The organism is Halobacillus sp. 12SKB (assembly GCF_052941655.1).
In genome coordinates this window covers 210,099-224,859 of sequence record NZ_JBRFWR010000001.1, presented here as the reverse complement: position 1 = coordinate 224,859, position 14,761 = coordinate 210,099, and the positions used below count along the sequence as shown (strand labels likewise).

The following is a 14,761-nucleotide window of genomic DNA, read 5'->3' as shown; positions in this document are numbered from 1 at the left end:
TTTCCGAGTTACCTTCTCTAGAAGGTACTATCAAAACATTATAAACTCTGTATTCATACATGTCAATAGTGTACGTTTTGGGAAACTACCATCAGTCCATAAGTTTGACGATCGACCGACCGCGTGTTTTTCCTTGTAGAATATCTTCGAGTGTTTCAGGAACTTCTTTGAGAGTGTGAACAGATTTGATCCGGTCGAACACTTCTTTAATTTTTAAATCATTAGCCATTCGATGCCACACTTTTTTTCTTACATTCATTGGGCAATTGACGGAATCAACTCCAATAAGAGATATACCCCGTAAAATGAAAGGATAAACCTGTGTGGGAACTTTTGTACCCCCGGTCAGCCCACTTACGGCTGCGGCGCCTCCATATTTTAATTGACTAAGAAGCGAGGCGAGCTGTTCACCTCCGACAGGGTCGACGGCTCCAGCCCATCGCCCGCTTGCTATGGCGCGTAGCTTTCCGTCATAAACCTCTTCACGGGAAAGAATTTTAGAAGCGCCTAAGTCTTTTAAGTATTCTTCATGTTCTGGACTCCCTGTACTTGCTTCAACGGTATAGCCTCTTTTAGCAAGCATAGACACCGCTATGCTCCCCACGCCGCCGGAAGCCCCGGTCACAAGGACAGGGCCCTCTTCAGAAGTCAGCCCGTTTTCTTCTAAGCGATGAATGGAAAGAGCCGCGGTGAAACCGGCTGTGCCGTAAATCATCGCTTCTTCTGTCGACAACCCTTCGGGAAGAGGGACGACCCATTCGCAAGGGATGCTTGCATATTCACTGAATCCACCGTGATGGTTGACGCCAATTTCATAACTGGTAGCGATCACAGCATCGCCCTCTTTAAATTTTTCGGCAGAGGAACGGACCACTTCTCCGGCCAAATCAATCCCGGGTATGATTGGGTAATTTTTGACGAGGGGGTTATCCGGCTGGGTAACCATTCCGTCTTTATAGTTGATGCTGGAATAATGAACTTTAATTAAAACATCACTGGAAGGGAGGTCCGAGAAAGATAGCTTTTGCACGGAACCCTGTACACCTTCATCAGTCTGGTCGACTTTATACGCCTTGAATTGTGTCAACGTGTCACCTCATTTCCGCTATTAAGGACGAAGATCCTCGTCGTAATCTTCCTCGGTAACTGAGTCCTGCTTGGATTTTCTTCCTTTATCCTGTTCTCGTTCTTCTTTTCTTACTTCTTCATCTGGAATGCCGTCAATCAACTGTTCTTTTTTTAGTTTTTCTTGAAAGCTTTGGTCGTTTTCAGATATTTTGTTTCTTTTTTGATCAGCCATCTCTTTCACCTCCAGAAAATGGGTGTCCCGGTTATGATTCCTTTTTCCATAAGGAGTTAAACGTTGATCTAGGGAGAGGCATGAAAAAAAGCCGTCCATTAGATGGCGGCTTTATTTATCAGTGAATTTATTTTTAATGGATTGGAACAGCGGGGTTTGCATTAAGTAGTCAAACGTCGTGCTGATCACCAGCCCGTGAATGATGACACCTAGGATGGTGAAGATCACGATGATGATATGTCCCCCCATCGTTTCTGGTTCAAAACCAGATCTCCCGAAAAAGGTAAGGGAAAGGATCGCACTTACCCACGCATCCCCATAGCTGTCTAATTCATTCTCCATTAAATGTAAGGGAATGATCAAAAGGAAAACAAGAACGAAAGTAACGCCAGTCACTGTTAAAAGGTGCTGCCTTTTTAAAAAACGTATGAAAGGCATCGTGTAATACTTTGTGATGGACTTCAACCTTAAAAGGTGAAGAATTCTTGCAAATCTCGCAAACTGGAAAATCGCATCAAGGGGGATGGCAGCGATGACGATAAAAGGGTGTTTTTTTATGAACCCCCATTTGCTGTCGGCTTTATACAAACGGTAAAGGAAGTCAAGGAAGAAGATGGACCATGTTGTCCAAACGATCACGCTATTATATCCTGTTTGCTGCCAAATCGTGGCGACGGATAGGGCTGCAAGACCGACCATGAATAATTCGTAGATCGTTTTACTAGATTTTCTGTTTTGTAGTTCCATCGTCTTGTCTCTCTCCCTGATTTTGTCGCTTCGACATCATTATATCATTCTCTTCATCGGTACACATTAACTTTGACGGATGTAATTAGCCCCGGATTCTGTGATTTGTGTGCCTGCCCGGCCGCGTTTGATGGTAACGAATCCTCGTTCCTTTAATTCTGTCAATACTCTGCGAATCTGCTGTTCGGATAGAGGAATGGATTGTTCCAGAGCGAGTTTTTCATAGATTTTTTTGCGGCTTGCATTGATCAGCGCTTCGTTCAATGACAAGACAATTTTTAAAACTTCTTTATATATTTGATCATCCACGAAACTGGTCGATTTCTGTTTTGTGTTCTTCTTTGGTCTTTGGAAAAAATCTTCACCAGGAAGATCATGAATCGAGATGGTATCCCCTTCTGAAACAGTAAGGAGATAAGATATTGTATTTTTTAACTCGCGAATGTTTCCAAACCAATCATAGCTCATCAATTCTCCCATTAGTCCACTGCCGAGCGCTTTATTCGGGGTGTGGTTTTCTAGTAAAAATTGTTCCACAAGTGCAGGGATATCTGTTTTTCGTTCTCTGAGTGGAGGGACGGACACGTACAGCACTTTAAGTCTGTGGTAAAGGTCTTCTCTGAATTTCCCTTGCTCAATCAGTTCAAGTAAATCTTTGTTCGTAGCGGCGATGATTCTCACGTTGATCGGGATGGTTTTCGTTCCTCCGATCTTCCGGATTTCCATCTCCTGAATCACACGCAATAAGCGCGCTTGAAGCTTTAAACTGATATCTCCAATTTCATCAAGGAAAATGGTTCCACCATCCGCTTGTTCAAACAACCCTTTTTTGCCGCCTTTTTTGGCTCCGGTAAAAGCTCCTTCTTCATACCCGAACAGTTCACTTTCTAATAAGTCTTCTGGTAGTGCACTGAAGTTCACCGCAAGAAAAGGTTCATAAAGGCGGTCGGATTCATGGTGGATGGCGTGAGCGAAAAGTTCTTTTCCGGTGCCGCTTTCCCCGTGTATTAAAACAGGGAGAGGAGTTTTCGCAAGTTTATACCCAATGGTTTTCGCTTTTTGAATCGCCGGGCTGTTTCCGATGATATCTTTAAACGAGTATTTTGCAATATAGCCCGTTTTCAATAACTGCTTTCGGGCAGCTTTTTCCATCGTAATGGTTTCATCCGTGTTTTTGAAAATGAAGATGACATTGTCGCTCTCTTCCCATTGGACACGGTAGATCATAAGGTTGTAGCCGTTTAAAGAAAAATATAATCCTTCTTCTTGAGGGGTGGTCATGAATTCGAGAAGCTTAGAATCCTTGAATAATTGATGAACAGGCTTTCCCATGGCGTGCGTGTGGGATAATCCGCTGTATTCTTCAATAAAAGGGTTAAATACGGTAACCTTTTGTTCGGAGTCAATGGCCATGACACCATCATTCACTCCATCAACCACCTGCTGAAGGTGTTGGTTTAAGAGCTCGGTTTGTTTGTTCATTTCCGATAGCTTTTTGCTGAGCTCGATGATCTTTCCTGTATACCGGTTCGAAATCATTCCCCCGAGCTCTTCTTTTAAATGGAAGTGATCGAGAATTTCAATTAATGTTGTAATGTCGATAAGGCGGACGCCGATGTCAATGATCTTTTCTACTGAAGGAGGGACAAGGGTTACCTCGCCCGGAGTGATGGCAGTAAGGATGTCATGCGTCTTCTTTTGACCTGGGTAATAAGCGGTGAAGGAAAGGTGGTCTAAACCCATCTTTTCTAATGTATCAATCGTTTCTTCTGCCATTTCGAAAGTGTCATTGACACAGAGAACGGTGGTTCCTTCTTCGAGTTCCAACAAACGCTCAATGTGTTGGTAATTAATCGTGCGGATAGCCGTTTTGCGTGGCGATCCGGGGGCGATGAAGGGAGCGGCTTCTTTTTCAATTAAATAAGAGGAAAATATGATTAAATCATCGCTGATTTGTTTTGGGACATATTCATCGACGGCATAGCTCTCGATATGAATGAATTCTCCTAAAATGTCTTCCAATTGTTCATGCAGGGTCGCTTGCGTCTCTTTTGTTCCTGTTAACAAGGTTAATTGGTTTTTCATCCGATCACCCTTCTTTTTAGTTCTTAATGGTTTATATTATAACACCCAATTAAAACCTATTTTAGATGAACAGCCTTTTTTGAGGCGGAATATTCAGAAAATGTTTTTGGCATGAAACTTGCATGTAGATTAGTGGAAGGATCATAAAGGGGGAAAACATATGGATAAGAAGCGGAAAAAGAAGTTTGAGATGCCTCATACGTATGTCATCATCTTTTTCGTTGTTCTATTCGCAGCTCTATTAACTTATTTAATACCTGCGGGGACATTTGAAACAAAAGAGGTAACGTATGACAAATCAGGTTCAGAAGAAACGCGAACTGTCCTCATACCGGATAGTTTTTCGGTAGCTGAAGAAGGTGCTCAGCAGGGGACAAGTTTGTTTGAGCCCTTTGGGGGAGCTGGTCTGTTAAATTATGTATTTGAGGGGTTAGTTTCAGGAGATAAGTGGGGTTCGGCTGTCGGTGTCGTCGCTTTTATACTAATCATCGGTGGAGCCTTTGGAATCATTATGAAAACCCGGGCCGTCGAGGAAGGGATTCTGTCCGTCATCGACCGGACGAAGGGAAAAGAAGTGCTCATCATTCCGATTATGTTCTTCCTGTTTTCACTGGGGGGCGCTGTCTTCGGGATGGGAGAAGAAGCCATCGCATTCGCTATGATTCTTGTCCCACTCGTGGTTGCGCTTGGATATGATGCCATTACAGGAATCATGATTACTTATGTAGCCACACAAATCGGATTTGCGACATCCTGGATGAATCCATTTGGAGTAGCGATTGCTCAAGGGGTATCAGATGTGCCGGTCCTATCAGGAACTCCATTCCGATTTACTATGTGGCTGATCTTTACGGCTATTGGTACTTTCTATACGTGGAGATATGCAAGTTCTGTGAAAAAGGATCCGACTCGGTCATTGGCCTATAAATCCGATCAATACTTCAGAGATGACTTCGAGCAAAAAGATTTGAAAGTCAATTTTAAATTTGGTCACGCCCTTGTCATATTGACCGTTGTCTTAGGGGTAGCTTGGATCATCTGGGGTGTTATTCAACATGCCTATTATATTCCGGAAATTGCGAGTCAGTTTTTTACTATTGGTCTGGTTGCAGGGATCATTGGTGTGATTTTTAAATTGAATAGTATGAGGGTCAACGACATCGCAGAAGGGTTTGCCCAAGGGGCAAAGGATCTGCTGCCAGCTGCTCTGGTCGTAGGGATGGCTAAAGGGATCATTATCATTTTAGGAGGAGATGATCCAGCGACAGCTTCTGTGCTGAATACGGTTCTTCATTCAGCAGGCCAAGTGTTTGAAGGTGTACCTGAGGTAATCTCTGCATGGCTGATGTTTTTATTCCAATCGGTCTTCAACTTCTTTGTGGTATCAGGGTCAGGACAGGCGGCTCTAACGATGCCATTGATGGCACCATTAGCTGACATCGCAGGTGTAACGAGACAGGTAGCTGTACTTGCTTTCCAATTAGGGGACGGTTTGACAAACATTATCGTACCTACTTCAGCGGCGCTTATGGGAACATTAGGTGCAGCACGGCTGGACTGGTCCAACTGGTTCCGTTTCATCTTCAAATTCCAGTTGATCCTCTTCGGACTTGCGTCAGTCTTTGTTGTTGTCGCTGTACTTGTCAATTTCAATTAAATGAGAGAACACAGGAGGTATAAGAATTGATCACTCTAATTAAACAGGCCACCGTATATGCTCCTGAGTTTTTGGGAGAAAAAGATGTCCTTATTGCTGATGGAAGAATTGCTGATATCCAGGATCACATAGACTTGTCCGGTGATCAGGTGAACGTCATAGAAGCCAAGGGGGAGGTGCTGGCTCCTGGATTTATCGATGGTCATGTTCACATTACAGGTGGCGGCGGGGAAGGAAGTTTCCGGTCCCGCACACCTGAGTTGACTCTGACGGATGCCACCTTAAACGGAGTAACCACTCTTGTCGGTGTCATTGGCACGGATGGGACAACACGGACCATGACGAACCTTGTAGCGAAAGCACGCGCTTTGAGGGAGGAGGGGATTACCTGCTATTGCCATACTGGTTCTTATCAAGTCCCTGTAAAAACATTGACAGGCAACATAGAGGACGACATTCTGTTGATTGACTTGATCATCGGAGCGGGAGAAATCGCCATATCAGACCACCGATCTTCTCAGCCTACCGTTGAAGAAATGGCTAAGATCGCTTCCGAAGCGCGGATCGGAGGGATGCTTTCAGGGAAAAAAGGGATTGTAAATGTGCATGTCGGGGATAGTCCAGATAAATTAAAACTTATAGAGAGAGTCATTGAGACGACTGATTTACCCATTACGCAATTTTACCCGACACATATCAACCGTAATTCTGATCTTTTTGAAGCGGGCATCCAATACGCTAAAAAGGGAGGTTTCGTTGATTTTACAACGAGTACAATCCCGAAATTTTTAGAAGATGGAGAAGTAAAAAGTAGTGAAGCCCTGAAACGCATGCTAGATCAGGGAGTGCCGGTTGAACAAATCACCTTTACTTCCGACGCCCAGGGGAGCCTCCCGGATTTTGACGATAAAGGCAACTTGATTGGTTTGAAAGTAGGAAAGGTCGCCTCTTTGTATGAAGCTTTTCGAGAGTCTGTTCTAGAGCAGAAGGTGAGCGTAGAAGATGCATTGAAGGTCATCACTCTGAACCCGGCTACTATTTTGGGTCTTCCTACAAAAGGTAAGCTTGAAAAAGGGAAAGATGCCGACTTCGTCATAATGGACCCAGAAACACTCAAGATTTCCCGTGTCCTCGCTTTAGGTAAGGAGATGGTCAGAAATGGAGAACCTTTAATAAAAGGGACCTTCGAATAGAATAAGCGATATAAATAACCACCCTTTTCCTCCGGAAAGGGGTGGTTTATTTATACTTACCATTCTTCAACTAACTGGCAGGATTGTGGAAGACTTGATTTCGAGATGTTTGTGTGGATTTAGGGGCTCCGGGAAAAGGTTCGCTTTCCGTGGGCGAGTGATGAGCCTCCTCGAGCTAACGCTCTGCGGGGTCTCATCTACCACGCACTTCCCACAGGAGTCTCACCGTTTCCCTCCGCCCCTTTACCAAATGAGGTTCTCGAAATCCCTCTTATAGGACCCTGCCTAAAACTCTTTTGAATCCTGCATAAACCGCGTTGACATAGGCTTCTCAACCATAAAAGCTCCTATTGCTGGAAGGTAGCTTCGAGAATTTCTTCCGGTAAGTGGGCGGAGGGGAATGGCGAGACTCCTGCGGGAAAAAAGTGCAGGGTGAGACCCCACAGGACGCAGTCCGAGGAGGCTCACCGCGCTCCCGCGGAAAGCGAGCTATTCCCCGCAGCCCCATCCACTCAACAAACGTCTCGAAACTGAGTCTTCCAGAATAGGGAGCTATTGTTGTAGATGGGGGATTTTTTATAGGTTCAGGATCTTTCTGATTCTGTACCATTTTTTCGAGATTAGGATTTTCTTAGGTTTGATGAAGCCATCCCTGAACTGGTAAAGCTCGCCGTTCTCTTCTTGAATACCGAGCACCTCCGACTTTACCTGCTGCTTCATGTACTTGCGGAATGGGAAAGATCTGTATCTCTTTGGATGGTAATAGGGTTTGGAATAGAGATGTGGGTACTCGTAAAGAGGACCCTCATAAATCAGTTGAAGTTCGTGGTGGCTCCGGAAATCATCTGGAGTGACAAGGGCGCTTGTTTTGTGAAAAAGGTTGGATCCTGCTCGCTTAAGTACTTCAGCTACGAATTGGGAGCAAAAATAGCTGGCTTTCACATGAATAGGCTGGTTTGCAGGTACCCCTAAAAGACCTAAATAATTGTAAAAGTAAGTTTTGTAGTTTTTAGCGAATGCTTTAAGAAGGCGCTCGAGCTTTTGGTATTTTCTTCTTGTCATTTTTAATTCGTAAACGGCGCATGTTGCATAGGGGTACCAACTGAATGTTCCTTGGACAAGGTCTTCCTGAACGAATCCGCCCCAGAAAGGGTTTGTTGGTCGACGTCTTCCGAAACTATAAAGGCGTTTCATATTTTTATCCAGGGAGAGAGAGGCGTGGTTGTAGGGAGCTGCGGTGAATGCTTTGATGGCTTGGTTTGTGATCGTACCTGTATTTGATAGTAATAAGTAGACGGATTTCATAGGGTTCCCTCCCAATTGGATGTTTCTGTCAATATACTATAGGAAACTATGAAAAGGAAGTAATTTATTTCTCTAATCAGCTTCGTGTGGTATTCTCAAATTAATCAATAAATGAATGGAAGGGAAGCAAAAGTGCGCATATTAAAGAACCTGATGAACTTTTTCTTTTTTGCTGGCGTGGTTGCTCTGCTAATTTTCTTGTTGGTCCCACAAGTAGAAAAGGAACTTCCTCAAGGTGTATTTTATAAAAAAGATGTCCCGTTGCCCACCAACCTTCATCCGACAGTAGAAAAGCGCAAAGATCAGTTAGTCGAAGAGGTAAAGAGAGCAGGGATTAACATCGTGATTACGGAAGGTCATCGGTCCGTGGAGAGGCAGGATAAGCTATATGAACAAGGTCGTTCTTCAGATGGGCAAGTCGTCACTCATGCGAGGGGTGGGGAGTCCTATCATAACTATGGTCTTGCTATCGATTTTGCGCTTGAGCACGAAGATGGCCGTATCATTTGGGATACAGAGTACGATGGAAATGGAAACGGAAAATCAGATTGGCTTGAAATTGCAGAAGCAGCTAAAGGGCTTGGGTTTGAATGGGGAGGCGACTGGGAGAATTTTAAGGATTATCCTCATTTGCAAATGGACTTCGGATTATCAATCAGGGAATTGAAAAGAGGGAAGCGGCCGAAAGTAGACGAGTACGCAGATGAAGAATAGATAGAGAAAAGGTGCCCGAGTTCAGGGACACCTTTTTTTGTCATTGTTGATATTCTTCGTAAGGTTTGATCATTGCATGGATCGTTTCGATATAAGGCATGCTCAATCCCACTTCGCTGCCCAGGCGTAAAGCTCCGCCATGAAGGTGTTCAACTTCCAAAGGCAGCCCTTTACGTCGATCTTGATGCATGGATGATGTCATTTCATGATCGAATCCGCGTAAGCGTTCAAATGCCTGCTGCACTTGTTCATCTGTCAGGTCAATGTGGTGAGCGTTTGCAAGTTCCTTCATTTCCGTGAGAATTCGTTCTGCGATTCGGAACGTTTGAGGATAACTTCGTACAACGCCAATGGGTTGATTAACAGCTGTTGTAATCCCGGAAAATGCGGTAATGAACATGTATTTTTTCCACATGTCCTCTAGAATATTCGTACTTAACGTACCGTTCAAATTCGCCTGGTTACAAGCGAGGGCAAGTTCTTCACAGATGGCCTGCTGAGAAGTATGGAGCGGTCCGAATACGAGGTCATGGAATGGGCTCGTATGGACAACATGACCACCTTCATCAAGGGTAGCGATGATGTAAGAAAGTCCACCGATAACAGCTTCTTCTCCTAATTCTTTTTGGAGAATACTGATGTGTTCCATGCCATTTAATACGGGATAAACTTTTGCCCCTTTATTTACCAATGCTTTAAGCCACTCCAATGTGCCATGAAGGTGGTAGCCTTTAACGGCAAGAAAAACAAGGTCAGGGTTTTCAATCTCCTCTGGACTCCTAGCAATGACGGGATCTGGAACTTCGTAATCTCCCATTTCGCTATGTAGCTTCAAACCGTTCCTTTCAATCTGCTCGGCTCTTCCTTCGCGGACAAGGTTAATGACCTCGTGTCCAGCCTCCTGCCAGCGTGCTCCAAAATAGGCTCCTAGAGCTCCTGCGCCTAAAACAACGATTTTCATTTTTACAACACCTCCGAAGAAATTATGCTTCTAACTCCTTGCTACGTTCTGTTGTGAAACTTGAGGTAATAATTCTAGTCGCCTCTACAACATCTTTAATATGGTCGTCTAAATACTGGATGATATCGTCAAACCCTGCTGTTTTCATGATTTCATGGTAATGCTCTTCACTTTTGAAAATGGATTGACCGAGAATGAGTTCTTCATCTTCCTCAACATCTATCACATTCAACAGTCCCATGGATCCTTGGCTGCCAGTCAACTTATTTGAAAAATAAATATTATGGTCGAGAGCGCCATGGGATTTTAAGAGATTACCGGATTTTCTACTCAGTTCTATGAATTCATCCAAATTTTTTTGTTTAACTCGAAAAAGACATATGACTGTAAACATCGCCATTCCCCCTCAGTGAAATAGGTGATCAGGATTTATTATCCAGGCTTGTGGACCGACCGGCATTTATCAAAAGAACGATGGCAGTCACTGTGTGCATGACCCAACCGATAAAAGGAATCGCTCCTATAGCGCTTGTGATCATACCGAGAACACTCCCTACATAGGGGCGCTTGTCTTTAGCTGAGACAACCAGAGTAATCAAGTGGAAAACAAACATGAACAAAAGTGGCAGCCAGGCATTGCTGAATATGAATGCTCCTCCTGCTATAGGGATTGCCAGGAATGCTTCACACCCACCTGTCAACCACTTGAGTAAAGTAGATAGTTTCATTAGAATATGCTCCTTACTATTTGATCTGCTAGTTTAAGTATAAGAGTGGGGAAATAGACCTCTATTTCTTCTTTTTCCACTCCGTGGGTTGTTTTGAAACATTCGTTCAAAATTGAAATCAATCTTCACTTTTATGCGTTATTTCGACACGGTTCCTACTATATCCTCTCTTTTGAAAGAGATTTTAATTTTATTTATCTTCTTAATGAGGGAAGAGTAAGAAATGATATAACAAAACCTCCGGGAACCCCGGAGGTTTTGTCTTCTTATTGAATAGGTTTAACCAAGGTATATTCTCGAGACATAAGTCGATGGCCTCCGTGAGTGAAGAGCACCTCACTGCGCCCCTCGTCTTATGCTTGTCGGGGCTCCCAAGGCGTTTCCACACTTCTGATTGTACGGTTCCATCACCCAGACTCTCGAGACATAAGACAATCGCTTCCGTGGAGGAAGATCGCTCCACTGCACCGCTTGTCTTGTGCTTTTCGAGTCTCCCGGGGTGGTTCCACACTTCAAATTGTCCAGCTCCAACGCCTAGCCCCTCGAGACATAAGTCGATGACCTCCGTGAGGGAGGATCCACTCACTGCGCTCCTCGTCTTATGCTTGTCGGGGCTCCCAAGGCGTTTCCGCATTTCTAACTTACTTACTTGCTTTTTGCAGTTTCTGAATCATTTTCAGGCTGCGGCCGGTTCCGATGGCTACGGATTCCAGCGGGCTTGGGGCCATGTGTACGGGTACGGAAATTTCGTTGGACAGCCAATCCTGCATACCGTTGAGCAAGGAGCCGCCTCCGGTAAGGATTACACCGTGGTCTACGATGTCACCACTTAGCTCCGGTGGGCAGTCTTCAAGGGTTGCGCGAATCGTTTCCAGCAGCTGTTCAAGAGACTCTTTCAGGGCTCCTTGAATTTCCGTGGATTTTAGTTCAATGGTTTTTGGGAGACCTGTGACCATGTCACGACCTCTTACTTCCATCGTTACTTCCGGGTGATCAATCAGTGCGTAGCCGATTTCCATTTTGATTTGCTCGGCTGTGCGTTCTCCAATTAGTACGTTGTATGCTTTTCGCACGTGCTGGATGATCTCCTCATCCATGACGTCTCCACCTGTACGGATGGATTTGCAGGATACGACACCACCGAAGGAGATGATCGCTACTTCACTCGTTCCACCACCGATATCTACGACTACGTTTGCAATGGGTTCATCGACTGGAAGGTCAGCACCGATTGCGGCTGCGATTGGTTCTTCAATCAGGTGCACATTTTTGGCCCCATAGCTTTTCACTGCATTGTGAATGGCCCGGCGTTCAACAGAAGTTGAGCCTGAAGGCGTACAAATCACGACGGTCGGTTTACGCATAGAGATGCCGGATTTTTTGGATACTTTTTTCAAAAGCTCCTTCAACATTTGTGCGGTCATATCATAATCAGCGATGACACCATCTCTTAACGGGCGGACAGGGATGATGTTCCTCGGTGTCTTTCCGACCATTTCTTTGGCTTCTTTTCCTACAGCCACCACATTTTTCGTTTCTGTGTTGTAGGCGACAACAGACGGTTCATTAAGTAAAATTCCTTTTGATTTTGAATAAATCAGTATATTTGCAGTACCAAGATCGATACCGATTTCTGCATTTGATAACATGTAGACGTACCTCCAAAGGTGAAAGATTCTATTTATATGTCTTCTCATATCATAGGATTTTTTTGGGGGTTGAACAACAGGAAATTCGTGGTCGGGGTGAAAGTGGTGTCATAAGTCATCCCCCATGTATAATGGGACTAACGATAGACAGAGGAGTTTTACTATGAGTTTTTTGAAACATGAAGAAATCATAAAGCGGTGTGAAAAAATAAACCAATCGTATGAAATCGACCCTTCATTTTTTGACGGGATTGTAGATGAATTATTGGATAGTGAACAAGATACAGAAACCGTGATATTAAGTAGTTTTCAGCGTTTGCTAACCGAGGTCGATCACGAAATTGAGCGTATGGAGGAATATACCTCCATGAAGCCGAATTGTTTTATGGGGTGTGCTTTTTGCTGCTATTTCCCGATTGTCATTACGAAAATGGAAGCGAAGATGCTGTTTCGTTCCATTGAGAACTTTTCTGAAGATCGAAAAAAAGCGATTTATGCCCATTGGGAAAGTTATTATGAAGATCAGCAGGACAAATTACAGAAAGCCATGGCTATGGATTATGAAGCGCCAGAGACAAAACTGGAATATAAAAAGTTGAATCTGCCTTGCCCGATGCTGGATCCAGAAACTCAATTATGTATGGCTTATGAAGTGCGCCCGATTCCTTGTCGTACCTATTTGAACTATAGTGATCCGCAGGTTTGTGCAGATCAGCACATGCCAAAAGAACCGTTCAGCTATGAATTTCTCTATCAATTTTATTTCGGCAGTATGAATGAGTTAATACAAGCGCTCTATGAAAATGGAGAAGATGTTTTTGTTGATTATCCGATGGATGCTTGGAGCTATGATTATCTCCCAGCTTGGATCAAGCAATGGAAAGAGGGGACCTTAAGTGAAGTATAAACTCTTATCTTTGAATGTCGGTCGTCCGGAAACCTATGAAACGGATAAAGGGGAATTGAACAGTGCCTACCGGAAAACCCCCGTTAAAGGTCCTGTCCATTTGACTTATTTGAACTTTGAAGGGGATGAACAAGCAGATAAAAAGAATCATGGCGGCCGCGATAAAGCCGTATGTCTCTACCCCGCCCAGCACTACAGGCACTGGGAAAATCATTACGGTCAAGAATTTTCTTTTCCTTCTTTCGGTGAAAACTTGACGGTAGAAGGGATTGACGAACGTGATATCCGCATCGGGGATATTTTTCAGTTAGGAGAAGCCATCCTGCAAGTGTCTGAGCCCAGAAAGCCATGCTATATTATAGCTCGAACTCATGGAATTGATGATTTTCCTGCACGAGTCATGGAGAAAGGATTTTCGGGTTTCTATTTGAGAGTGTTACAGGAGGGGAACGTGACTCCTGGGGACTACATGACCTTAATTGAGCCTCATCCTGGTGAAGTGACAGTGAATGATGTCAATGAGGTGCGCTATCATGATCGAGATAACGCCACTGAAATCAGACGGATTGTGGCAGTTGAACCACTGGCCGGTAGTTTGAGGCAATCCCTGAACAAACGTCTACAAAAATGAGAGGAGGAAGAAATCATGAATCCTTTTTCAGAGAGGGCTTTGCAGTTAGCTTTAGAAAATGTAAACGATGGAGGACACCCATTCGGAGCTGTTCTTGTTTGTGACGGAGAAATTATTGCTGAAGGTGTAAATGAACTTCATCTCCACCTCGATGTCAGTGCTCATGCTGAAATGGTAGCCATTAAGAAAGCTCAACAAGCACGGGGGACTATTGATTTAAGTGATTGTACGATGTATGCGAGTGGAGAGCCTTGTGCGATGTGTCTCACCGCCATGTACTTCTCCAATTTAAAAAAAGTCATCTACTCCCAATCCGTTGAAGAAGCCAGTCGTGTTGGACTCACCCTTTCAGAAAAAGTTTATCAGGACCTTGAAAAACCAAAGAACCAACGGGATATCACGATGATCCACGAACCAATTGGAAATAGTGAATTAGATGCAATGAAAGCCTATTTGACGAAAAAAAGATAGGAGGCAGAAAGATGGATTATGGACATTTGGTTGAGGAGAAGATTAAACAATCCATGAAAAAAGGTGATTTTGACAATTTACCTGGGAAAGGAAAACCACTTCCCAAAGACGAATTCGCTCATCTGCCTCCAGAACTTAGAAACAGTTACCGGATTTTAAAGAATGCCAACATGCTGCCTGAAGAAATGATCCTGAAAAAAGAAATGGTAGAAATTGAAGATCTCATAGCTGAGATTAAAGACCCGAAGTTATCCGCTCATTATAAAAAGGAATGGAAAGAGAAAAAGCTTCGCTTTGATATGATGATGGAAAAGAGGAAAATGAACCAATCAGGGGCATTCAAACAGTATCAAAGCAAAATTGACCGGCGTTTCGGATTTTGAATGACGCCGGAATTTTTATATTTATCAATG

16 protein-coding genes are annotated in these 14,761 nt (G+C 43.9%); 7 read left to right on the top strand and 9 right to left on the bottom strand.

Annotation, left to right across the window (positions count from 1 at the left end; translation table 11 throughout):
- Window positions 1-91: 91 nt before the first annotated feature.
- From ACQ4XT_RS01150 to ACQ4XT_RS01135, 4 genes are all read right to left on the bottom strand, one after another.
- Window positions 92-1,087 carry an acrylyl-CoA reductase family protein gene (locus tag ACQ4XT_RS01150; protein ID WP_446852137.1) on the bottom strand — a complete coding sequence of 332 codons (996 nt, stop codon included), beginning with the start codon at window positions 1,085-1,087 and terminating at the stop codon, window positions 92-94.
- A 21-nt stretch (window positions 1,088-1,108) separates the two neighbouring features.
- Window positions 1,109-1,300, bottom strand: a complete 192-nt coding sequence (locus ACQ4XT_RS01145; RefSeq protein ID WP_446852136.1) for a hypothetical protein — start codon at window positions 1,298-1,300, stop codon at window positions 1,109-1,111.
- A gap of 111 nt (window positions 1,301-1,411) precedes the next feature.
- Complete coding sequence (locus ACQ4XT_RS01140; protein WP_446852135.1) at window positions 1,412-2,047, bottom strand: hypothetical protein; 636 nt, start codon at window positions 2,045-2,047, stop codon at window positions 1,412-1,414.
- A 66-nt stretch (window positions 2,048-2,113) separates the two neighbouring features.
- Window positions 2,114-4,132, bottom strand: a complete 2,019-nt coding sequence (locus tag ACQ4XT_RS01135) for a sigma-54 interaction domain-containing protein (protein WP_446852134.1) — start codon at window positions 4,130-4,132, stop codon at window positions 2,114-2,116.
- A gap of 160 nt (window positions 4,133-4,292) precedes the next feature.
- Between ACQ4XT_RS01135 and yfcC the strand changes: the two genes are divergently transcribed.
- Both yfcC and iadA read left to right on the top strand, forming a co-directional pair.
- Window positions 4,293-5,789, top strand: coding sequence for a putative basic amino acid antiporter YfcC (gene yfcC / locus ACQ4XT_RS01130; RefSeq protein ID WP_446852133.1), 1,497 nt, complete (start codon window positions 4,293-4,295; stop codon window positions 5,787-5,789).
- 26 nt (window positions 5,790-5,815) lie between these two features.
- On the top strand, window positions 5,816-6,982 hold the full coding sequence (gene iadA / locus ACQ4XT_RS01125) for a beta-aspartyl-peptidase (RefSeq protein WP_446852132.1): 1,167 nt from the start codon (window positions 5,816-5,818) through the stop codon (window positions 6,980-6,982).
- A 576-nt stretch (window positions 6,983-7,558) separates the two neighbouring features.
- On the opposite strand, the gene ACQ4XT_RS01120 is transcribed toward iadA, so the two are convergent.
- Complete coding sequence (locus tag ACQ4XT_RS01120; protein WP_446852131.1) at window positions 7,559-8,287, bottom strand: hypothetical protein; 729 nt, start codon at window positions 8,285-8,287, stop codon at window positions 7,559-7,561.
- Between the two features lie 153 nt (window positions 8,288-8,440).
- On the opposite strand from ACQ4XT_RS01120, the gene ACQ4XT_RS01115 reads away from it, so the two are divergent.
- Window positions 8,441-9,001, top strand: a complete 561-nt coding sequence (locus ACQ4XT_RS01115) for a M15 family metallopeptidase (protein WP_446852130.1) — start codon at window positions 8,441-8,443, stop codon at window positions 8,999-9,001.
- A gap of 40 nt (window positions 9,002-9,041) precedes the next feature.
- On the opposite strand, the gene ACQ4XT_RS01110 is transcribed toward ACQ4XT_RS01115, so the two are convergent.
- From ACQ4XT_RS01110 to mreBH, 4 genes are all read right to left on the bottom strand, one after another.
- A complete protein-coding gene (locus tag ACQ4XT_RS01110; RefSeq protein WP_446852129.1) occupies window positions 9,042-9,962 on the bottom strand; it encodes a ketopantoate reductase family protein in 921 nt (306 codons plus the stop codon).
- Between the two features lie 22 nt (window positions 9,963-9,984).
- Window positions 9,985-10,356: a DUF1428 family protein gene (locus tag ACQ4XT_RS01105; RefSeq protein WP_446852128.1), complete on the bottom strand. Its 372-nt coding sequence runs from the start codon at window positions 10,354-10,356 to the stop codon at window positions 9,985-9,987.
- A 28-nt stretch (window positions 10,357-10,384) separates the two neighbouring features.
- A complete protein-coding gene (locus tag ACQ4XT_RS01100; protein WP_446852127.1) occupies window positions 10,385-10,690 on the bottom strand; it encodes a hypothetical protein in 306 nt (101 codons plus the stop codon).
- Window positions 10,691-11,331: 641 nt separating this feature from the next.
- On the bottom strand, window positions 11,332-12,339 hold the full coding sequence (gene mreBH / locus ACQ4XT_RS01095) for a rod-share determining protein MreBH (RefSeq protein WP_446852126.1): 1,008 nt from the start codon (window positions 12,337-12,339) through the stop codon (window positions 11,332-11,334).
- 163 nt (window positions 12,340-12,502) lie between these two features.
- On the opposite strand from mreBH, the gene ACQ4XT_RS01090 reads away from it, so the two are divergent.
- From ACQ4XT_RS01090 to ACQ4XT_RS01075, 4 genes are read left to right on the top strand one after another with little or no spacing between them, the layout of a single operon-like run.
- A complete protein-coding gene (locus tag ACQ4XT_RS01090; protein ID WP_446852125.1) occupies window positions 12,503-13,246 on the top strand; it encodes a YkgJ family cysteine cluster protein in 744 nt (247 codons plus the stop codon).
- Window positions 13,236-13,877: an MOSC domain-containing protein gene (locus ACQ4XT_RS01085; protein WP_446852124.1), complete on the top strand. Its 642-nt coding sequence runs from the start codon at window positions 13,236-13,238 to the stop codon at window positions 13,875-13,877. The genes ACQ4XT_RS01090 and ACQ4XT_RS01085 overlap by 11 nt, the downstream gene beginning before the upstream one ends.
- Window positions 13,878-13,892: 15 nt before the next feature.
- Window positions 13,893-14,348, top strand: a complete 456-nt coding sequence (locus ACQ4XT_RS01080; protein WP_446852123.1) for a nucleoside deaminase — start codon at window positions 13,893-13,895, stop codon at window positions 14,346-14,348.
- An 11-nt stretch (window positions 14,349-14,359) separates the two neighbouring features.
- The gene (locus ACQ4XT_RS01075) at window positions 14,360-14,731 is read left to right on the top strand and encodes a DnaJ family domain-containing protein (RefSeq protein ID WP_446852122.1); all 372 of its coding nucleotides are present in this window, start codon (window positions 14,360-14,362) and stop codon (window positions 14,729-14,731) included.
- Window positions 14,732-14,761: the final 30 nt, after the last annotated feature.